Here is a 19,302-nt window from a genome sequence, read left to right as displayed (position 1 = left end):
TCCGGCGTCGGCTCGATGATGGCGCTCACGGCGTCACAAACCTCGACGGCGTACTCCAGTTCGGTGCCCGTGTAGGACTCCGGCGAGTACTCGAAGCGCCAGTGGGTGCCTGGATACTTCTTGGCCTCCTCGACGCACATCCGGGCGCCGTCGGTGGCAATGGCCTTGACGGCCTCGCGGTCGGCCCGGAACACCACCCGCCGCTGCAGGATCGACGTCGAGTTGTAGAAGTGCACGATGGCCCGCGGCGCACCCGCGCACGCCTCGAAGGTGCGCGTGATGAGCTCGGGCCTGCACTGGGTCAGTACCTGGATCGTCACGTCGTCGGGGATGGCGCCCTGTTCGATGATTTCGCGGACGAAGTCGAAGTCGGTCTGGGACGCCGACGGGAAGCCGACCTCGATCTCCTTGTAGCCCATGCGGACCAGCAGGTCGAACATGCGTCGCTTGCGTTCCGGGCTCATCGGGTCGATGAGGGCCTGGTTGCCGTCGCGCAGGTCGACCGCACACCACATGGGGGCGGTCTCGACCACCTTGTCCGGCCAGGTGCGGTCGAACGGAATGGACGGCTCTCCCCCTGGAACTTCGGAGGCGTAGGTGCGGTATCTGCTGACCGGCATCGACGTCGAGCGCTGGGTGTTCCACGCGGGCTGGCTGGGATTGGGCGCACCCGACGGGGTGCTGATGGTGCGTACCGACGTGTAGGCGTCGATGGAATGGGGGTTGGGGTTGTTCACGGTTCCTGCTCCGGATTCGTCTGGGTTTTTACTTCAGACCGGCGCATCGTGAACACCCGCGACGGGAGGCCAGTCTGGATCAGACCCCGTCGCGGCGTCCGAGGAGGAGCACCCACTGCACGGAACGGACTCTACTCCGTAGGCCCGCCTCGCCAAAACCTCGCTGACAGGGGCCTATGTCAGACTGGCCGGGTGAGACGGCTGGTGTCCGGTCTGCTTGCCATTCTGGTGATCGTCACGGGCTGCGCCGCGGCGGTCGACGGCACCGCGCGGGTCGGATCGCACGAGGTGGACCCGGCGGCCTTCTTCGCGGGGCCGGTCCCCGTCTACGGACAGCCCGTCAGCACCGACGACGTCGACGTGCTGGCGTACCTGCGCGCGATCCGCCGCATCGATCCGTGCGGCCTGCTGACCCGCGATGATCTCGCGAAGATCGGTGAAATCGGTTCGGTGGGAACGTTGTTCGCGTTCGACGAGTGCGACGCCGACCTCAAGGTGCCCGGTGAGGCCGAGCGTCGCTACGTCAGTGTGGAGCTGACGTTGACCCACGTCGACGGCCAACCGGTCGATTTCCAGGCCGCCGGCCTCCCGGTGTACGAGGCGTACCCCCGCTCCTGTGACTACCTGCTGCCGATGGACCTGTCCCGGCTGCCGGGCGCGCCACCCGAGCGTGGTGTCGACCGGCCGTTCGTGCGGATCGGACTGATCGCCGACGGCAACTGCGAGTTCGTCCAGCGGTTGGTGCGGGCGGTCGCGCCGCGGCTGGCGACGCTGCACGTGCCGTTGCGGGACGCCGTCGCCACCTACCCAGCCGAGGTCGCCGAACACGATCCGTGTCACGTACTCGTGGCCTTGCGCGGTCAGGTCGGGCACTGGGACGCTGCGGGCTCGCGCCCGTACCAGTGCGACTTCGTCCTGCAGCGCCTCGGTTTCGACGCCACTCCGCTTCGGGTGTCGCTGGAACCGCAGACCTACGACCTGGCCACGGAGACCCGCACCCGCCTCGACCGCGACGGGGTGGAGGTGTACGTCGACCAGGCGGCGTGTACGGCCGCGACGTTCGTCGGCGCCGCGCTGCGACGCAAGCTGGTCGGGGGTGACTTCGTCACCACGGGGGACGTGGTGATCCGTCCCGCCGTGGTGGTCGACGCCGGACCAGGACACTGCGACTCCGCGGTCGACGTGGCTGCGGCCGCGTCGAAGTTCTACGCCTGACTACACCTGGGAGTCGGGGAACGCGACCACCGACAGGAAGCGGATCGGCACCTCGACCAGATCCACCGGGCCGTGGGCGCCCTCGCCGTCGAGTTGCAGGGAGTCACCCGGGTGCAGTCGGTACACCGAACGGCTGTGGCTGTAGTCCATGACGCCTTCGAGCATGTAGATGAACTCGGTGCCGGGGTGCTGGAACAACGGGTAGGTCTGGCTCTTCGCCGACAGAGTGACTTGCAGGCACTCCAACCGCTTGTGCTCACCGCGCAGCGAGCCGAGCAACTCGTACTCGTGGCCCTCGCGGGTGCCGTTGCGGACGATTCGCGCACCGGTGCCCGCCCGCACGAACGCCGCCGGCCGCTCGACGTCGGCGCCGCGGAACAGGCTGGTCACCGGGACGTCGAAACCCTTCGCCAGCAGAGCCAGTGTGGACAGGCTGCACGACGTCTGGGCGTTCTCGATCTTGGACATCATCGCCTTGGAGATGCCGACCCGGGCGGCCGTCTCCGCCACCGTGAGCCCCTGCTGTTGGCGCAGCTGACGCACGTTTCGCCCGATGGCCGCCTCGAACTCCAGCTCCTCGACGGGCTCGCGCGGATCACGATCGCGGGCGGTGCCGGATTTGTTGCGGAGCAGCGGAATGTCGGTCACGGCTACAGTCCCTATCTTTAGCGGCTAGCGCATCTCGCCCGCACCGACATACGGATACGGCGACGTCAACGGGTCGTTCTCGGCGAAGCGCGACAACCGGAAGTCGGTCTCCGGGATGCGCGGGTCGGCGCTGCGGCCGTCGACCACCAGATCGGCCACCAGCCTGCCGACCGCGGGCGCGATCTTGAAGCCGTGCCCGCTGAACCCGGCGGCCACCACCAGCCCGTCGATCCCGGTGCGCGAGATCACCGGGTTCCAGTCCGGGGTGACGTCGTAGCAGCCGGCGTAGCTGCCGGTGATGGCGGCGTCGGTGAAGCCAGGGAAGCGGGTGCCGACCCGATCGACCGTGAGGTCGACGAACTCCTCGGTGGCCCGGTTGAGGTAGTCGTCGGGGTCGACATCCTGGACGTGGGACAGGTCGCTGTTGCCGAACAGCACCGTGCTGGCTTCGGAGCCGCCGGGCTCCGGCCGGATGTACTGCAGCGAGACCAGATCGGAGAACACCGGCACCGGGCCGAGGTCGACACCGGGGGAGATCAGCACGATCTGCTCGCGGACCACGCGGATCGGCACGTCGATTCCGTAGCGCGCCAGCAGGTCCCGGGTCCACACGCCGGTGGCGACCACGACCGTGCCCGCCGCCACCTCGGTGCCGTCGGCCAGTCGCACGCCCGTCACCCGGTCGCCGTCGAGCAGCAGGTCGGTCATCGCGGCGCCCTGCCGGATCCGCACCCCGGCGGCCCGCGCCGACACCGCGAACGCCTGCGCGGTCTGATACGCGTCGCCGTACCCGCCGCGGGCCTCCCACGCGAAGGCGGCAAACGGCGACAGGTCGGCGAACGGCCACAGCTTGGCCACCTCGCCCGCGTCGATCTCTTCTGTCTGCACGCCGACGGCGCGCTGGGCGGCCAGGCTCTTGCGCAATGACCCGACGTTCGGTTCGCCGACCCCGACCACGTAGCCGGTCTGCCGGAAGCCGATGTCGGAGCCGAAGATCTCCTCGGCCTTCTTGAACACCTCCAGCCCGACGGTTGCCATCGCGGCCAGCGAGCTGACGCCGTAGTGGCACCGGACGATGCCGCTGGACTTGCCGGTCATTCCCGAGCCGACGGTGTTGCGTTCGGCGACGAAGACATCGGTGACGCCGCGCTGCGCCAACGCCCACGCCGCCGCAGCGCCCTCGATGCCGCCGCCGACGATGACGACGTCTGCGGTCTCGTTCATCGGCCCGGAATCCAGTCGGTGCCTGCCAGCGGTACCCGCGCCATCGCCGCGGCTTCGATGGTGACGGCGACCAGATCCTCGGGCTCGAGGTGCCGCACGTGCGCCTTGCCGCAGGCCCTGGCGATGGTCTGCGCCTCCATGGTCAGCACCCGCAGGTAGTTGGCCAGCCGACGACCGCCCTCCACCGGATCGAACCGCGCGGCCAGCTCCGGATCCTGGGTGCTGATCCCGGCAGGGTCGGTGCCGTCCTGGAAGTCGTCGAAGAAACCAGCTGCGCTGCCGAGCTTTTCGTACTCGGCGGCGTAGCGAGGATGGTTGTCGCCCAGCGCGATGAGCGCGGCCGTGCCGATGGCAACCGCATCCGCGCCGAGCGCGAGCGCCTTGGCGACGTCGGCGCCGCTGCGAATGCCGCCCGAGACGATCAGCTGAACTTTGCGGTGGACCCCGAGTTCGGCGAGCGCCTGCACCGCCTGGGGAACTGCGGCCAGCGTGGGGATCCCGACGTGCTCGATGAACACGTCCTGGGTGGCGGCGGTGCCGCCCTGCATGCCGTCGACCACCACCACGTCCGCGCCGGCGTGCACGGCGAGCTTGACGTCGTAGTACGTCCTGGTGGCGCCGACCTTGACGTAGATCGGCTTCTCCCAGTCGGTGATCTCGCGAAGCTCGTTGATCTTGATGGTGAGGTCGTCGGGACCGGTCCAGTCCGGGTGCCGGCAAGCCGAGCGCTGGTCGATGCCCTCGGGCAGCGTGCGCATCCCGGCGACCCGTTCGGAGATCTTCTGCCCCAACAGCATTCCACCGCCGCCCGGCTTGGCGCCCTGTCCGAGCACGACCTCGATGGCGTCGGCCTTGCGGAGGTCGTCGGGGTTCATCCCGTAGCGCGACGGTAGATACTGGTACACCAGGTATTTGCTCTGGCCGCGCTCCTCGGGCGTCATGCCGCCGTCGCCGGTGGTGGTCGACGTGCCCACCTCGCTGGCGCCGCGGCCGAGTGCCTCCTTGGCCGGACCGGACAGCGCACCGAACGACATGCCCGCGATGGTCACCGGAATGTCAAGATGCAGTGGGTGTTTGGCGTGGCGGTCGCCGAGCACCACGTCGGTGTCGCAGCGCTCGCGGTAGCCCTCCAGCGGATAGCGTGACATCGAGGCGCCCAGGAACAGCAGGTCGTCGAAGTGCGGTAGCGGCCGCTTGGCACCCCAGCCGCGGATGTCGTAGATGCCGGTCTCGGCGGCCCGTTGAATGGCCGCGATGGTGCGCCGGTCGAAGGTGGCGGACTCGCGCAGGCCCAGTCGTGCTCGTGCATCGGCTATTTCGGTCATCAGTAGCTCGCAGCGTTGTCGACGTGGAAGTGGTAGAGGCTGCGCGCCGAGCCGTACCTGGTATACGCATGGGTGTCGTCGTCCTCGTACCCGGCGGCCTTCAGCAACCGGCCGAGTTCTTCGTGGTGCTCGAGCCGCATCTCCTTGGCCACGCAGTCGGCGCCCAACGACGCGGCCTCACCGCGCAGGTAGATGCGCGCCTCGTAGATCGAATCGCCAAGGGCATCGCCCGCGTTGCCGCGTATCACCAGACGGCCGGCCTGCGCCATGAACGCGCTCATGTGGCCGACGTCGCCGCCGACGACGATGTCGACCCCCTTCATCGAAATACCGCACCGCGCAGCGGCGTTGCCGTCGATCGTCAGCAGCCCGCCGTGGGCAGTGGCACCGGCGGACTGCGACGCGTTGCCCTTCACCCACACCGCGCCGCTCATCATGTTCTCCGCGACCCCGGTGCCCGCGTTGCCGTCGATGGTAATCGCGGCGCGTTGGTTCATGCCCGCCGCGTAGTAGCCGACGTGGCCGACGATCGTCACCGCGACGTCCGCATTCACGCCCACCGCCACGTTGTGTGCGCCCGCGGGACTCTCGATGACGAACTCACCGGTCAGGCCCGGCTCGTGCAGGGCCGAGTTGACCTCGCGTACGGAAGCACTGCCGAGATCGAACCTCGTTACCGCCGACGAGCGCTTGCGCGAGGAGTCATTCAGCGCTGCCATGCGTAGACGACCTCCGGTTCGGGCTCCCAGATCTTTGCCGATCCGACGCCAGGAAGCCCTGCAAGGGCGCGGTATTCGCTGCCCATCGCCACCCAGTCGTCGGTCTCGGCGATGACGGCCGGCTTGCACGCGATCGCGTCGCGGACCACTGCGAACGAGTCCCGGTTGGACACCAGCAGCGTGTAGAAACCGTCGAAGGTGGCGCACAGCTCCTTCAGCGTGGTCTCCACGTCGCGGCCCTCCGCCAGTCGGCTCGCCACGAAGCGGGCGCCGACCTCGGTGTCGTTCTCGCTGTCGAACCGGATACCGGCGGCCTGTAGTTCGCGTCGGATGGTGGCGTGGTTGGCGAACGAGCCGTTGTGCACCAGGCACTGTTCGGGTCCGACCGCGTACGGGTGGGCGCCCGAGGGCGTGACCGCCGACTCGGTGGCCATCCTGGTGTGTCCGACGCCCTGCCAGCCCTGCGCGGTGGCCAGGCCCCACGACCGAGTCAGCGTGGCGGGGTCGCCGACGCCCTTGAGCACGGCAAGGTCGGCGCCGAAGCCGGCCACCAGAGCGCCCGGGTAGGCCGTTCTGGCCGCGGCGAGCAGGGTTTCGGAGTCGGCGTCCGCGGTCAGCAGGTGGGTGTCGCCGATCATCGTCACGCAGACTTCGGCTCCGAGTGCGGAACCGACTGCAGCGCCGATCGATTCGTCGTCGGCGCCGACCTCGAGAAGCGATACGCAGCCCCGGCCGGGTGGGGTCCACCGCGGGTCGCCGTATACGGCAACGCCCGCCGAGTCACTGCCCCGGTTGGACATCTCACACAGCATTCCGGTGAGCAGTTCGCCAAGCCGTGGATACAGGTCGGGTGTGCGCAGGTGTAGTCCCACGATTCCGCACATCGCTTGCCTCCCTTAGAAGTTCGCCGCGCTAGAACGCGGTCAGGTACTGCTCGACCTCCCACGGGGACACCGAGCTGTGGTAGGCGAAGAACTCGTCGCGCTTGATGGCGGCGAAGTATCCGGCCACCCCGTCACCGGCGGCGTCGAGCACGCCCGTGATCACCGGGTCGGCTTCCAGCTGGTCCACCGCGTGCAGCAGCGTCGGCGGCAGGGAGGGCCGTGCCCCCGACGGTCCCGTGACGGCTCCCACCGCTCCGGGGTCGAGGCTGCGCTTGATGCCGTCGACGCCGGCGCCAAGAGCGGCGGCGATGGCGAGGTACGGGTTGGCCGACCCGTCGCCGCCCCGCATTTCGATGCGTTGGTCGTCGGGCACGCGGATGTAGTGCGTCCGGTCGTTGCCGCCGTAGGTGGGCTGCCTCGGCGCCCACGACGCGCCGGATGCCGTGGTGATCGCCCCGGTTCGCTTGTAGGAGTTGACCGTTGGCCCGACGACGGCCTGCAGCGCACACGCATGGTCGAGGATGCCGCCGATGAACGAGTACGCGGTGGGGGACAGGCCGAGGCCTCTTTCGTCTTCGTCGCGCCCGGAGGGGAAGACCGGTGTGCCTGCACTGGTCAGCGACAGGTGGAGGTGCAGCCCGGTGCCGGTGCGGTCGGCGAAGGGTTTGGGCATGAACGTCGCGATCATGCCGCGCTCTGCGGCGATCATCGACAGCAGATAGCGCAGCGTGACCACCCGGTCGGCGGTGGTCAGTGCGTCGGCGAACTGGAAGTTCTGCTCGAACTGCCCGTTGCCGTCTTCGTGGTCGTTGGCATAGTTCGACCAGCCGAGTTGGTTCATCGCCGACGAGATCGTGGTCAGGTGGTCGTACATTCGGGTGACCCCGCGGGCGTCATAACAGGGCTGCGCGGCGGTGTCGGCGGTGTCGGCGGTGGCCAGGCTGCCGTCGGGGTTGCGGGTGAGCAGGAAATACTCCACCTCGGCGCCCACCCACGGCTCGAACCCGGCGTCTGCGGCCCGCTGGATCAGCGACTTGAGGATGATCCGGGGCGCGTACGGCCACGGTTTGCCCTCGACGTGCGGGTCGCAGTGCACGATCGCCAACCCGTCCTTGATGAAGGGGATCGGGGTGAAGGACGCCGGATCGGGGATCGCCATCAGGTCGGGGTCCTTGGGCTCCTGGCCCATGGCGCCGACGGCGTACCCGGCGAAGCCGACCCCCTCTCCCGCGAGGAGGTCGATGGCCTCGACCGGCACCAACTTCGCGCACGGCTTGCCCCTGAGGTCGACGAACAACGCGAGGATGAACCTGGTGCCCGCTTCGTCCGCGAGCGCGGCGAGGTCGGGGGTGGCCATGGAGGTTCCGGTGGTCATCGAAGTCCTTGTCTCTTGATGGGAATCAAGGTATCACGCTAGGAAACTCTGTGCGCGACGAGAAGTCCCGGCCGACGCGGGGCGAATCGCGTCGGCCGGGACTTGGCGTCAGACCGGTTGCAGTTCGTACGCCGCGTCGCGATGGACGTGGGTGTCGATGCCGGCCTCCTCTTCCTCCGGCGAGATGCGGATGCCGATCGTCTTCTTGATGGCGAAGGCGATGATGAACGCGACCACGAACGAGTAGGTCATCACCGCACCGGCGGCCACTGCCTGCCGCCACAGCTGATCGAAGCCGCCGCCGTAGAACAGCCCGTTCACCTTGCTCGGCATGCCCTCGCTGGCGAGGAAGCCGATCAGCAGGGTGCCGATGACACCGCCGACAAGGTGCACGCCGACGACATCGAGTGAGTCGTCGTAGCCGAACTTCGACTTGAGACCCACCGCGAACGGGCAGATCGCGCCGGCGATCAGGCCGAGGATGATGGCGCCGACCGGGGTTACCGCACCGCACGCGGGGGTGATGGCAACGAGGCCGGTGATTGCTCCGGCTGCCGCCCCGACACCGGTGACGTGTCCGTCCTTGAGCTTCTCGACTGTGAGCCACGCCAGGGTGGCCGCACAGGTGGCGACGAAGGTCGTGACCATGACGATGGCCGCCGAGTTGCCCGCCGCCAGCGCCGAGCCGCCGTTGAACGCGTACCAACCGGCCCACAAAAGGCCCGCGCCCAGCAGCGTCAGCGGAACGTTGTGCGGCTTGCGCAGCGTGCCCCAGCTTGCGGACTTGCCGAGCACGATCGCGACGGCCAGAGCGGCGGCGCCTGCGTTGATGTGGACCGCGGTGCCACCGGCGAAGTCGATCGCCTTGAGGTTGTTGGCGATCCAGCCGCCGACGGCGTCGGGCGTCACGACGCCGTTGAACGCGAACACCCAGTGCGCCACGGGGAAGTACACCAGCACCGCCCACAGGCCGGCGAAGACCATCCACGCGCTGAACTTCATCCTGTCGGCCGCCGCACCCGAGACCAGCGCGACGGTGATCGCCGCGAACAACGCCTGGAACAGGGCGAACAGACTGACTTGCAGGCCCGCGATGGTCGTCTGCGACTCGAGTAGGTCCTTCATCCCTGCGAACTCGGTGAAGCTGCCGACGAAGCCGCCGTAAGAGGTGCCGAACGCCATCGAGAAGCCGAACAGCACCCAGAGCACGCCGACGAGCGCCGCCGCGCCGAACGTCATCATCATCATGTTGGTCGAGCTCTTGACCGAGACCATGCCGCCGTAGAACAGCGCAAGCCCGGGAATCATCAGCGTGAGGCCGATGATGCAACACAGCATGAACGCGGTGGTTCCTGTATCCATCAACATCTCCTGGAGTGGTGCGGCCACCAAAGGGCCGATCACTGGCAGTAACCGATGTTTCTGTTACGTAGACGGGATTGCTGTGTTGCGTCCCGGTAACGTCCTCGAGATCACAGCAGGGCCCTCGTGTCAGCATCAAGGCATGAGACGAGTAAAGCCACTGACGACTGTCGTGGTGTTGGTGGCCATCGTCGTCGGAACCGGTGTCTGGTGGGTGTTCTTCCGGGGGCCGTCCTCAGCTGACTGTGCTCCCGTGCGAGAGCTGCTGTCGTACAACAAGACTCAGATCGACGCGTTGAACGCCAAGACTCACGTCCCCGAAGCCGGGTCCTACGAGAAGGCAACAGAGCCCAGCGAGTCCGACTACCGAGGCTGGGCAGACGGACTGGCCGACCGGGCGGCGAAGGTCACGGCGACCGACCTGATCGGGCCGGCGGGCGACATGGCCCAGACCGCGGATCGACTCGTCCGTGCGCGCATCGACTTCGACGTTCAGAGCAAGCACACCGCCCCGGGTGCGGCAATGCCCCCCGCGGCGATGGCGGTCACCGCGTTCAACGACCAGTTCGAAGCCCAGGTCAAACAGCTGGCGACGACGTGTCCGGCGTGAACGCCAACCCCCACCTGCCCACGAAGGCAATGTCCTCCAGCGGGAGCCGGCGGCGGCCCTGCGCGTCGCGTTCTAGGACCTCCGGCGGCGCCTTGTCGTAGTCGCCCAGCGACCCGAGCGCGACCACGGCGATGGGCCGCACTCCGCCGGGAATGTCGAACACCTCGCACGCGCCGTCGCCGTTGAAGCCTGCCATCGGGTGCGCGATCAACCCACGTGACACCGCCTCGATGGTCAACTGGGCGATCGCGGCGCCTGCGTCGACCGCCGCATACCGGGCGGTCCGCTCGTCTTCGCCCTCATCGGCGCACACCAGGATCAGTGCGCCCGCGGCTTTCGCGTAGCTGTTGCCGCGCTTGAGTAGGTCGGCGATCTTGGCGTTGGTCTCGTCGCCGCGGAGCCCGACGATGAAGCGCACTGGTTGGCGGTGGCCCCACGTCGCCGCCCAGCGCGCCGCCTCGAGCAGCGCGGTGACCTCCGCGCCCGTCACGACGGCGTGCGGGTCGAAGGCTCGCGGGCTCCAGCGTGCGGCGATGTGGGGATGGATCGGGACGGACGTCTCCGCCCTCCGGTCCGGCACTGGGTCGATCACGGTGTCCAACGCTACCGCCGGGCGGGAGGAGAAAACCGCGTGCGCAAACCAACTATCCTTTGTAGGAATCCCCTGCGGAAAGACCAGAAAGGCGGACGGGTGGCACTCGTCGTACAAAAGTACGGTGGATCCTCGGTGGCCGACGCCGACCGGATCCGCCGCGTCGCCGAGCGCATCGTCGAGACCAAGAAGGCGGGCAACGACGTCGTCGTGGTCGTCTCCGCGATGGGCGATACCACCGACGACCTGCTGGACCTGGCCCGCCAGGTCAGCCCAGCGCCGCCGCCGCGCGAGATGGACATGCTGCTGACCTCGGGTGAGCGGATCTCCAACGCCCTGGTCGCGATGGCCATTTACTCGCTCGGCGCCCAGGCCCGGTCGTTCACCGGCTCGCAGGCCGGCGTGATCACCACCGGTACGCACGGCAACGCCAAGATCATCGACGTCACCCCCGGCCGGTTGCGAGCCGCGCTCGACGAAGGCCTGATCGTCCTGGTCGCCGGATTCCAGGGCGTCAGCCAGGACAGCAAGGACGTCACCACGCTGGGGCGCGGTGGGTCGGACACCACCGCCGTCGCGTTGGCGGCCGCCCTGCACGCCGACGTGTGCGAGATCTACACCGACGTGGACGGCATCTTCACCGCCGACCCGCGGATCGTGCCGAACGCACGGCACCTGGACACCGTCAGCTTCGAGGAGATGCTCGAGATGGCGGCGTGCGGGGCCAAGGTGCTCATGCTGCGGTGCGTGGAATACGCCCGCCGCTACGACGTTCCGATACACGTCCGGTCGTCGTACTCCGACAGGCCGGGAACGCTCGTCAAAGGATCGATGGAGGACATCCCAATGGAAGACGCGATCCTGACCGGAGTCGCCCACGACCGTGGTGAGGCGAAGGTCACCGTCGTCGGTCTGCCCGACGTTCCTGGTTACGCCGCCAAGGTGTTTCGCGCGGTCGCCGACGCCGACGTCAACATCGACATGGTGCTGCAGAACGTGTCGAAGGTCGAGGACGGCAAGACCGACATCACGTTCACCTGCTCGCGCGAGAGCGGGCCGGGCGCGGTGGAGAAGCTGTCGTCGCTGCAAAACGAGATCGGTTTCAGCGCAGTGCTCTACGACGATCACATCGGCAAGGTGTCGCTCGTCGGGGCGGGCATGCGCAGCCATCCTGGCGTGACGGCCACGTTCTGCGAGGCGCTGGCCGCCGTCGGCGTCAACATCGACCTCATCTCGACCTCCGAGATCCGGATCTCGGTGCTGGTCAAGGACACCGAGCTGGACAAGGCCGTGCTGGCGCTGCACGAAGCCTTTCATCTTGGCGGCGACGAAGAGGCAGTCGTATACGCGGGAAGCGGGATCTAGATGGTCAACATCGGAGTGGTCGGTGCGACCGGCCAGGTCGGCCAGGTGATGCGACGGCTGCTGGAGGAGCGCGACTTTCCCGCGACATCGGTGCGGTTCTTCGCCTCGGCGCGTTCGCAGGGCAAGAAGTTGTCGTTCCGCGGCCAGGAGATCGAGGTCGAGGACGCCGAGACCGCCGACCCGTCGGGTCTGGACATCGCGCTGTTCTCGGCAGGCGCGACGATGTCGCGGGTGCAGGCGCCGCGGTTCGCCGCGGGGGGCGCGATCGTCATCGACAACTCGTCGGCGTTCCGGAAGGACCCCGACGTGCCACTGGTGGTGTCGGAGGTCAACTTCGAGAGGGATGCGGGTCAAAGGCCCAAGGGCATCATCGCCAACCCGAACTGCACCACCATGGCCGCAATGCCGGTGCTCAAGGTGCTGCACGACGAAGCGCAGCTGGTGCGCATGATCGCCTCGACCTATCAGGCGGTCTCCGGCAGCGGCCTTGCCGGTGTTCAAGAATTGTTCGGCCAGGCACGTGCGGTGATCGACGACAGTGAACAACTGGTCCACGACGGCTCGGCGCTGACGTTCCCTGCGCCGGAGAAGTACGTTGCGCCAATCGCTTTCAACGTGGTGCCGTTGGCCGGGTCGTTGGTCGACGACGGCTCGGGTGAGACCGACGAGGATCAGAAGCTGCGCAACGAGAGCCGCAAGATCCTGGGCATCCCCGACCTTCTGGTCAGTGGAACCTGCGTGCGGGTGCCGGTGTACACCGGGCACTCGCTGTCGATCAACGCGGAGTTCGCCAGGCCGATCTCGCCGGAGCGTGCGCGGGAGATCCTCTCTTCTGCACCCGGCGTGACGCTGGTCGACGTGCCGACGCCGCTGGCCGCAGCGGGTGTGGACGACTCGCTCGTCGGCCGGATCCGCCAGGACCCGGGGGTGCCCGACGGCCGCGGGTTGGCGCTGTTCGTGTCAGGCGACAACCTGCGAAAGGGCGCCGCGCTCAACACCATTCAGATCGCCGAGCTGCTCGCCGCGCAGTTGTGATCCGCGCTGCGGCCGTAGCGCTGCTCTGCACCGTCGTGCTGCCATGGCCCGTCGCCTATGCCGATCCGCCTGCGCCCATCCCGGAACCCATACTGCCTCCGCTGGCGCCAGGGCAGGTGATCCGCATTGGCCCGACTGCCGGAACAGGCACGCCGACAAGGGATTACGACATCGGTGCCACCGATCTCTGCGAGTTCATGGAGTTTCCCAGCGGCATCCTGCAGGTCTGCGGCGATAGCTTCGCTGGTCAGGGCGTCGGCTTCGGTCCCTGGCATTCTCCGATCGCGCTGCACGTCGAAACCGAGTCGATCGACGACCCGGCCGGGGTGCGCTACTACGGAGTCACGGGCAACGACAGTCCACTACTGGTCGATCCGAGGCCGCCGGGGATGTCGCAGTTGCCCGCAGGCGTGGTGCAGATCAACCGGGAGAACTACCTGCTCGTCACTACCGTCAAGGACCTGGTGCCGCAGACGTCGAAGCTGGTGAAAGCCAATCCAGCGCAAGGCAATTGGCCGACGATACCGAATACACAACGCCCAGGCGACTTCGCGGGCGGACGGCAGTCGCAGATCAGCGGCTACTACGACCCGATCCCGACGGCTGACTCCCCGAGCGGCTGGGTGTACATCGTGGCCGACGACTTCGACCGCAGCGCACCGGCGGAGCTCTACCGGTCCACGCCGCAGGCCTTCACCGACCGGTCCAGCTGGCAGCCGTGGTCCGGGACCGGCGGATGGAACAAGCCGCCGACGCCCCTGTGGCCGGACAAGGTCGGGGAGATGAGCATCCGTCAGGTCGACGGCAAGACGGTGCTGTCCTACTTCAATGCCAGCACCGGCAACATGGAGGTCCGCGTGGCCGCCGACCCGACCGGGCTCGGCACCGCGCCGGTGACGACGGTCGTGTTCGCAGGCGACTGGCCCGACGTCGCGGCGGAGTTGCCGCCGCCCGAGGACAACCGGCTGGCCCAGCCGTACGGCGGATTCATCTCGCCGGGGTCCACGCTGGACGAGCTGCGGGTGTTCATCAGCCAGTGGAGAACCGACCCGCGCGGCGACAATGCGCCCTATCGCGTCATTCAGTTCGCGGTGAACCCGCTCAAGCCGTGGTGAGCGAGTACTAGTGGGCAGCCATCTGCAGGGCGGTGGTTACGACGATTCCGCCGACCAACGCGATCGCACAACCCACGATCCACCAACCCCACCATCGAAGCCGTAGCGCCGACGCCTCGTCCGTGATCGTTTGGCGACGGATGACGTTGCCGTACATGTCGACCGTCAAGACCTGCTTTCTGCCGCTGAGCGCTACGAGCAGCCAGATCCACGCCCAACCGCCCAGCGCCCAGAACGTAAGCACGGTCAGCAGAAAATGTAGCCAATGCTTAGGCCCCTTGATGACCTCTCGCGCGGGCACTGGTACTGGGGCAATCCAGTCGGCAGTCCACTCTTCGCCGTCGAAGTATCGTGCCCCGTACCCGTCTGGGTCTGGATACCAGCCCGGCTCTCGTTCGGGTTCGCCCATGTCGGCCCATGATAGGTCGACGACCGCAGGTCGGCCCGGGACAAGTCTTCACAGCTGATTCATAGGCGGTTCTTCAGTCACACCTCAGTACCGCGACCATCATCGGGGACATGAGCGAAACAACCACGTCCACCGAACCCACAACCGGCCCCATCGCCGCCGCGCCGCCGCCGGCCGAGCCCCCGGCGGCGCCGCCTCCGCCGCACGAGCACGAGCGCGGACGCCGACCGAGCAGGCTGAACGCGGTCGCCGCATGGGTCGGCATCGTGGCAGGCGTCGTGTTCATCGTGACCGTCATCTTCTTCAGTGGCTTCATCCTGGGCGCGCACGCCGGGGGCGGCCACCACCGTGGTGGCGGCCAGGGCGATCATCGCGGTAGCGGGGAGATGATGCACCACGAGGGGCCGATGTTCCGGCCGGGCCCCGGCTTCGTCTTCCCCGGCGGACCGGGTGGGTTCCCCGGCTTCGGGCCCGGTGGACCCGGCGGCATGGGACCGGGTGGGGGCGGACCTGGTCAGTCGCCCTCGTCGACTGCCCCGACGCAGCCTCGCTAGTTCGCAGACGCTTTTCTTGACTCGTTCCAGAAAGAGCGCACACTAGGGCGAGCCATGGGTGCCGGGTTGCGGCGCGCACCGACGTCGATCACGTCGTCGGTGCCACGTCGCTCCCGGCACTTTGTGCTTTTCGGTGATGCGACGGCCGGGTATCCGGACTTCGAGTGGTGACAGCCCAACCACGAGAAGGAGATGAGTCAGGACATGGCCGAGAGTTACACGACGAACGACGCAGGCAATCCGGTACCCAGTGATGAGCATTCGCTCACCGTCGGTCCCGATGGCCCGATTCTGCTGCAGGATCACTACCTGATCGAGCAGATGGCCAACTTCAACCGGGAGCGCATCCCGGAGCGCCAGCCACACGCCAAGGGCGGCGGCGCATTTGGCCACTTCGAGGTGACCAATGACGTCAGCCAGTTCACCAAGGCGGCGGTGTTCCAGCCTGGCGTCAAAACGGAGACGCTCAGCCGGTTCTCGACGGTGGCAGGCGAGCGCGGCAGCCCAGACACCTGGCGCGACCCGCGGGGGTTCGCCCAAAAGTTCTACACGTCCGAGGGCAACCTGGACATCGTCGGGAACAACGTCCCGATCTTCTTCATCCGGGATCCGCTGAAGTTCCAGCACTTCATCCGTTCGCAGAAACGGATGGCGGCCAACAACCTGCGTGATCACAACATGCAGTGGGACTTCTGGACGCTGGTGCCCGAATCGGCGCACATGCTGTCCTGGCTGATGGGCGATCGGGGCATCCCGAAGGACTGGCGGCACATGAACGGCTACTCCAGCCACACCTACAGCTGGCTCAACGCCGCCGATGAGCTGTTCTGGGTGAAGTACCACTTCAAGACCGACCAGGGCATCGAGTTCCTCACCCAGGACGAAGGGGACGCGATGGCAGGCATCGACGGAGATGCCCATCAGCGCGACTTGTACGACGCGATCGAGCGCGGTGAGTATCCGAGTTGGTCGCTGAAGGTGCAGATCATGCCGTTCGAGGACGCCAAGACCTACCGGTTCAACCCGTTCGACCTGACCAAGGTGTGGCCGCACGGCGATTACCCGCTGATCGATGTCGGCACGCTGACGCTGGACCGCAACGTCACCGATTACCACACCGAGATGGAGCAGGCGGCGTTCGAGCCGAACAACATCGTGCCCGGCACCGGCCTGAGCCCGGACAAGATGCTGCTGGCCCGTGGTTTCTCCTACTCGGATGCGCACCGCGCCCGGCTCGGGGTCAACTACAAGCAGATCCCCGTGAACACACCAAAGGTGGAGGTGCACAGCTACTCCAAGGACGGCGCGATGCGGATCCGCAACGTCAGCGACCCGGTGTACGCGCCGAACTCGATGGGCGGCCCAAAGGCCGACCCTGCGCGTGCCGCCGAGGTGCACTGGGTGGCCGATGGTGACATGGTGCGTACCGCGTACACATTGCGACCCGAGGACGACGACTGGGGTCAGGCCGGCACCATGATCCGCGAGGTGCTCGATGACGCGGCGCGGGAGCGGTTGGCCAACAACGTCATTGGGCACGCGTCCAAGGGTGTGAAGGAGCCGGTGCTGTCGCGGGTGTTCGAGTACTGGAAGAACATCGACCCCGATCTCGGCAAGAAGATCGAGGAGGGTGTGCGGGCCAACAACGGCTGAACCGTCGACACGACACGCCAGGAGAATCACAGTGCTGTGATTCTCCTGGGGTCTGTGGGACTATTGAGAATTTTGGGGATCATGTGGCGGTGGCCCGTGAATCGTGACAGGGTCGCTAACCATGACCCGCCTGCGCTGCGCCCGATGGGCGTTCGTCGCGGTGATGGCGTTGGTCGCGGTGATGAGCAGTGGCTGCGGGCTGCGCGCCGAGCCCATGGCCCGTGAGGGGGCCACGGTGTTCGCGGTCGGCGACTGCGTCGAGATTCCCGCCGGTAGCCCTGCGTCCCCCGGCACGCTGAAGGCCGCCAAGACGGGCTGCGGCGCCGACCCGAGTTACACCGTCGGCGCCACCACCGACTCGAGCGGCTCTTGCCCGAGCAACGAATACCAGCACCTGCCAACGCAATTCGCAGATCCTTCGACGTCGCGGCTGTGCCTGGTGCCCAACCTCGTCGCCGACCACTGCTACGTGCTCGACATGCCCATCGGCGTGGTCCAGCGGGCCGACTGCTCCGATCGGCGTCAGGCGGGCTTGCTCGTCCAGGTCACTCAACGGCTCGACTTTCGTGACCAGCAGGCGTGCCCTTCGGACGTCGGCGAGTTCGCCTGGCCGTACCCCTCGCCACCGCGTACCTACTGCACGCTGACCATCTCCTGACGCCGGATACTGGCCCGGCCGCCGACATGCGCAACTGGCATGATCGAGCCATGAGCATCGAAGTCGTTTACACCGCAGAATCGACGGCGACCGGCGGCGGCCGCGATGGCCACGTCAAGTCCACTGACGGCAAGATCGACCTGGATACCCGCCCGCCCAAGGAGATGGGTGGCAGCGGCGAGGGAGTGAACCCCGAACTGCTGTTCTCGGCCGGCTACTCCGCCTGCTTCCTCGGTGCGCTACGTCTCGTCGCGCGCAACGAGAAGATCGCCATCGACGACGCCAGCGGCATCACCGCCCAGATCGGCTTCGGCAAGGACGTTGGGGAGGGCTCAGCGGGCGGTTTCGGTTTAACCGCCAACCTCATCGGCTACCTGCCCGGCCTGGAGCAGAGCGTTGCCGACGACCTGATGGAGAAGGCGCACGGCGTGTGCCCCTACTCGAAGGCCACCCGCGGGAACATCGACGTAACGCTGTCGGCGAAGGTCTAGCCCGGGTGCGGACCGACGGGATGGAGCGCAGCGACCGGGGATTCGGTGTGGCCGCGTTGATGGGCGTCGGTATTGCCGTCGCACTGGCCGCACCCGCCGCCGCGCGCCCATCCGATCCGGGCGTGGTCTCCTACGCCGTGCTGGGCAAGGGGTCGGTCGGCAACATCGTGGGTGCCCCGATGACGTGGGACTCGACGTTCACCGCGCCGTTCCAGGGCTTCTACGTCGACGCCCCGATGTGCAACAACTGGGCCGACATCGGGCTGCCCGACGTGTACGCCGATCCCGACCTGGCGTCGTTCAACGGCGCCGTCGCCCAACGCGCGGCGAACGACGACACCAACCTGGTCAAGCAGGCCGTCGGGGTTTTCGCCACCAACGACGCGGCGACCAGGGCGTTTCACCGGGTCACCGACAGAACGATCGGTTGTGCGGGCACCAGCACCGCAATGCACCTCGAGGACTTCGTCACCGAGACGTGGTCGTTCGACGGGGGTCAGCCCACGCCGACCGACGCGGTGTGGGTGAAGCAGGAAGCGGGTACTGACCGACGGTGCTTCACCCAGACCCGGCTGCGCGAGAATGTTCTGCTGCAAGCGAAAGTCTGCCAGCCCGGCAACGGCGGGCCCGCGGTGAACGTGCTGGCCGGGGCGATGCAGAACACTCTCGGTCAATAACGGTCACGGAGGCCGGACGCACGCAGGAGGGTGGAGCGAGAAATACGCGCGACTTTGTCGGTGTCCTCTGGAGGATGAGGTGGATGGCGACGCTCGCTCGTGATTCCGCGTCCGAACCCGGGAGGAACGGTTGAGATGACCACCACCACTTCGGACCTGCGCCGAACACCACCCGGGGGCCTCGCCGCACTCTCGAACGCCCAGAGCGCCGCACTGCACATCGGCGGCGAATGCCTGCGCGACGGACCCGTCGGCAAGGTCGGTCTGGAGATCGAGGCGCACTGCTTCGACCTGGCGGATCCGATGCGTCGCCCCGGCTGGGACGAGCTGACCGAGGTCATCGGTACGGTGCCCGACCTGCCGGGTGGCAGCTTGATCACCGTCGAACCGGGCGGCGCGGTCGAACTCTCCGGTCCGCCCCACGACGGCGCGGTCGCCGCCATCGCGGCGATGAGCGCGGATCGCACGCTGCTGCGCCAGGCCTTCGCCCGACGAGGCCTCGGCCTGGTCCTGCTCGGCGCGGACCCGCTGCGGCCCGCCAAACGTGTCAATCCCGGCGCCCGCTACCGCGCGATGGAGAGGTTCTTCCACGCCAGCGACACCGGCGCGGCCGGGGCCGCGATGATGACCTCGACGGCGTCGGTCCAGGTCAAC

21 protein-coding genes are annotated in these 19,302 nt (G+C 67.5%); 11 read left to right on the top strand and 10 right to left on the bottom strand.

Annotated elements, in window-relative coordinates:
• Positions 1 to 737, bottom strand: a 737-nt coding sequence (locus QOC69_RS13440) for a hydroxymethylglutaryl-CoA lyase-like TIM-barrel protein (protein ID WP_526440221.1), incomplete at its 3' end; no start/stop codon positions are given.
• A gap of 192 nt (positions 738 to 929) precedes the next feature.
• Between QOC69_RS13440 and QOC69_RS13435 the strand changes: the two genes are divergently transcribed.
• Entirely contained in the window at positions 930 to 1,952 is a 1,023-nt protein-coding gene (locus QOC69_RS13435; protein WP_526440219.1) for a hypothetical protein, read from the top strand.
• On the opposite strand, the gene relB is transcribed toward QOC69_RS13435, so the two are convergent.
• From relB to QOC69_RS13400, 7 genes are all read right to left on the bottom strand, one after another.
• Positions 1,953 to 2,600 (bottom strand): type II toxin-antitoxin system RelB family anti-toxin, encoded by a 648-nt coding sequence (relB, locus tag QOC69_RS13430; RefSeq protein WP_526440217.1) that lies wholly within the window; start codon positions 2,598 to 2,600, stop codon positions 1,953 to 1,955.
• 24 nt (positions 2,601 to 2,624) lie between these two features.
• A complete protein-coding gene (locus QOC69_RS13425; protein WP_526440215.1) occupies positions 2,625 to 3,824 on the bottom strand; it encodes an NAD(P)/FAD-dependent oxidoreductase in 1,200 nt (399 codons plus the stop codon).
• Positions 3,821 to 5,149: an FMN-binding glutamate synthase family protein gene (locus QOC69_RS13420; RefSeq protein WP_526440213.1), complete on the bottom strand. Its 1,329-nt coding sequence runs from the start codon at positions 5,147 to 5,149 to the stop codon at positions 3,821 to 3,823. The genes QOC69_RS13425 and QOC69_RS13420 overlap by 4 nt, the downstream gene beginning before the upstream one ends.
• Entirely contained in the window at positions 5,149 to 5,868 is a 720-nt protein-coding gene (locus tag QOC69_RS13415; protein ID WP_526440211.1) for a protein glxC, read from the bottom strand. Before QOC69_RS13415 ends, QOC69_RS13420 begins: the two co-directional genes overlap by 1 nt.
• Positions 5,856 to 6,752 (bottom strand): class II glutamine amidotransferase domain-containing protein, encoded by an 897-nt coding sequence (locus tag QOC69_RS13410; RefSeq protein WP_526440209.1) that lies wholly within the window; start codon positions 6,750 to 6,752, stop codon positions 5,856 to 5,858. The genes QOC69_RS13415 and QOC69_RS13410 overlap by 13 nt, the downstream gene beginning before the upstream one ends.
• Before the next feature lie 28 nt (positions 6,753 to 6,780).
• Positions 6,781 to 8,127: a type III glutamate--ammonia ligase gene (glnT, locus tag QOC69_RS13405; RefSeq protein WP_526440207.1), complete on the bottom strand. Its 1,347-nt coding sequence runs from the start codon at positions 8,125 to 8,127 to the stop codon at positions 6,781 to 6,783.
• Positions 8,128 to 8,235: 108 nt separating this feature from the next.
• Complete coding sequence (locus tag QOC69_RS13400) at positions 8,236 to 9,489, bottom strand: ammonium transporter (RefSeq protein ID WP_526440205.1); 1,254 nt, start codon at positions 9,487 to 9,489, stop codon at positions 8,236 to 8,238.
• 142 nt (positions 9,490 to 9,631) lie between these two features.
• Between QOC69_RS13400 and QOC69_RS13395 the strand changes: the two genes are divergently transcribed.
• Positions 9,632 to 10,099, top strand: a complete 468-nt coding sequence (locus QOC69_RS13395) for a hypothetical protein (RefSeq protein WP_526440203.1) — start codon at positions 9,632 to 9,634, stop codon at positions 10,097 to 10,099.
• Here QOC69_RS13395 and QOC69_RS13390 read toward each other — a convergent pair.
• Positions 10,068 to 10,691: a nitroreductase family protein gene (locus QOC69_RS13390; RefSeq protein WP_526440201.1), complete on the bottom strand. Its 624-nt coding sequence runs from the start codon at positions 10,689 to 10,691 to the stop codon at positions 10,068 to 10,070. The two genes, QOC69_RS13395 and QOC69_RS13390, sit on opposite strands and share 32 nt — an antisense overlap.
• A 99-nt stretch (positions 10,692 to 10,790) precedes the next feature.
• Between QOC69_RS13390 and QOC69_RS13385 the strand changes: the two genes are divergently transcribed.
• Genes QOC69_RS13385 through QOC69_RS13375 form a run of 3 tightly spaced genes read left to right on the top strand, consistent with a single transcriptional unit; the run spans position 10,791 to position 14,206 of the window.
• Entirely contained in the window at positions 10,791 to 12,056 is a 1,266-nt protein-coding gene (locus QOC69_RS13385; protein WP_526440199.1) for an aspartate kinase, read from the top strand.
• On the top strand, positions 12,057 to 13,091 hold the full coding sequence (locus tag QOC69_RS13380; RefSeq protein WP_526440197.1) for an aspartate-semialdehyde dehydrogenase: 1,035 nt from the start codon (positions 12,057 to 12,059) through the stop codon (positions 13,089 to 13,091). It abuts the gene before it with no gap.
• A complete protein-coding gene (locus tag QOC69_RS13375; protein WP_526440195.1) occupies positions 13,088 to 14,206 on the top strand; it encodes a DUF4185 domain-containing protein in 1,119 nt (372 codons plus the stop codon). The genes QOC69_RS13380 and QOC69_RS13375 overlap by 4 nt, the downstream gene beginning before the upstream one ends.
• A gap of 7 nt (positions 14,207 to 14,213) precedes the next feature.
• Here QOC69_RS13375 and QOC69_RS13370 read toward each other — a convergent pair whose 3' ends face one another.
• Positions 14,214 to 14,615, bottom strand: coding sequence for a DUF2510 domain-containing protein (locus QOC69_RS13370; protein WP_526440193.1), 402 nt, complete (start codon positions 14,613 to 14,615; stop codon positions 14,214 to 14,216).
• Between the two features lie 110 nt (positions 14,616 to 14,725).
• Here QOC69_RS13370 and QOC69_RS13365 point away from each other — a divergent pair, with 110 nt between their 5' ends.
• The 6 genes from QOC69_RS13365 to QOC69_RS13340 all read left to right on the top strand — a co-directional run.
• Positions 14,726 to 15,169: a hypothetical protein gene (locus tag QOC69_RS13365; protein WP_526440191.1), complete on the top strand. Its 444-nt coding sequence runs from the start codon at positions 14,726 to 14,728 to the stop codon at positions 15,167 to 15,169.
• A 204-nt stretch (positions 15,170 to 15,373) separates the two neighbouring features.
• The gene (locus QOC69_RS13360) at positions 15,374 to 16,822 is read left to right on the top strand and encodes a catalase (RefSeq protein ID WP_526440189.1); all 1,449 of its coding nucleotides are present in this window, start codon (positions 15,374 to 15,376) and stop codon (positions 16,820 to 16,822) included.
• A 121-nt stretch (positions 16,823 to 16,943) separates the two neighbouring features.
• Entirely contained in the window at positions 16,944 to 17,480 is a 537-nt protein-coding gene (locus tag QOC69_RS13355; protein WP_526440187.1) for a hypothetical protein, read from the top strand.
• 50 nt (positions 17,481 to 17,530) lie between these two features.
• The gene (locus QOC69_RS13350) at positions 17,531 to 17,971 is read left to right on the top strand and encodes an organic hydroperoxide resistance protein (RefSeq protein ID WP_526440185.1); all 441 of its coding nucleotides are present in this window, start codon (positions 17,531 to 17,533) and stop codon (positions 17,969 to 17,971) included.
• A gap of 20 nt (positions 17,972 to 17,991) precedes the next feature.
• Positions 17,992 to 18,648, top strand: a complete 657-nt coding sequence (locus QOC69_RS13345; RefSeq protein WP_526440223.1) for a sensor domain-containing protein — start codon at positions 17,992 to 17,994, stop codon at positions 18,646 to 18,648.
• A gap of 135 nt (positions 18,649 to 18,783) precedes the next feature.
• The coding region (locus QOC69_RS13340; protein ID WP_526440183.1) for a glutamate-cysteine ligase family protein at positions 18,784 to 19,302 on the top strand (519 nt) is incomplete at its 3' end.

This window comes from Mycobacterium sp., assembly GCF_032162105.1.
Classification (GTDB): Bacteria; Actinomycetota; Actinomycetes; order Mycobacteriales; family Mycobacteriaceae; genus Mycobacterium.
Note: the sequence above shows the minus strand (reverse complement) of the source record. Positions and strands in the feature narration are given on the sequence as shown.

Bases quoted from the DNA above. Each gene is read 5' to 3' on its own strand.
- QOC69_RS13365 (WP_526440191.1), top strand. From the start codon at position 14,726: ATGAGCGAAACAACCACGTCCACCGAACCCACAACCGGCCCCATCGCC.
- glnT (WP_526440207.1), bottom strand. From the start codon at position 8,127: ATGACCACCGGAACCTCCATGGCCACCCCCGACCTCGCCGCGCTCGCG.
- QOC69_RS13400 (WP_526440205.1), bottom strand. From the start codon at position 9,489: ATGGATACAGGAACCACCGCGTTCATGCTGTGTTGCATCATCGGCCTC.
- QOC69_RS13420 (WP_526440213.1), bottom strand. From the start codon at position 5,149: ATGACCGAAATAGCCGATGCACGAGCACGACTGGGCCTGCGCGAGTCC.
- QOC69_RS13370 (WP_526440193.1), bottom strand. From the start codon at position 14,615: ATGGGCGAACCCGAACGAGAGCCGGGCTGGTATCCAGACCCAGACGGG.
- QOC69_RS13360 (WP_526440189.1), top strand. From the start codon at position 15,374: ATGGCCGAGAGTTACACGACGAACGACGCAGGCAATCCGGTACCCAGT.
- QOC69_RS13380 (WP_526440197.1), top strand. From the start codon at position 12,057: ATGGTCAACATCGGAGTGGTCGGTGCGACCGGCCAGGTCGGCCAGGTG.
- QOC69_RS13410 (WP_526440209.1), bottom strand. From the start codon at position 6,752: ATGTGCGGAATCGTGGGACTACACCTGCGCACACCCGACCTGTATCCA.
- QOC69_RS13350 (WP_526440185.1), top strand. From the start codon at position 17,531: ATGAGCATCGAAGTCGTTTACACCGCAGAATCGACGGCGACCGGCGGC.
- QOC69_RS13425 (WP_526440215.1), bottom strand. From the start codon at position 3,824: ATGAACGAGACCGCAGACGTCGTCATCGTCGGCGGCGGCATCGAGGGC.
- QOC69_RS13345 (WP_526440223.1), top strand. From the start codon at position 17,992: ATGGAGCGCAGCGACCGGGGATTCGGTGTGGCCGCGTTGATGGGCGTC.
- QOC69_RS13415 (WP_526440211.1), bottom strand. From the start codon at position 5,868: ATGGCAGCGCTGAATGACTCCTCGCGCAAGCGCTCGTCGGCGGTAACG.
- QOC69_RS13395 (WP_526440203.1), top strand. From the start codon at position 9,632: ATGAGACGAGTAAAGCCACTGACGACTGTCGTGGTGTTGGTGGCCATC.
- QOC69_RS13355 (WP_526440187.1), top strand. From the start codon at position 16,944: ATGACCCGCCTGCGCTGCGCCCGATGGGCGTTCGTCGCGGTGATGGCG.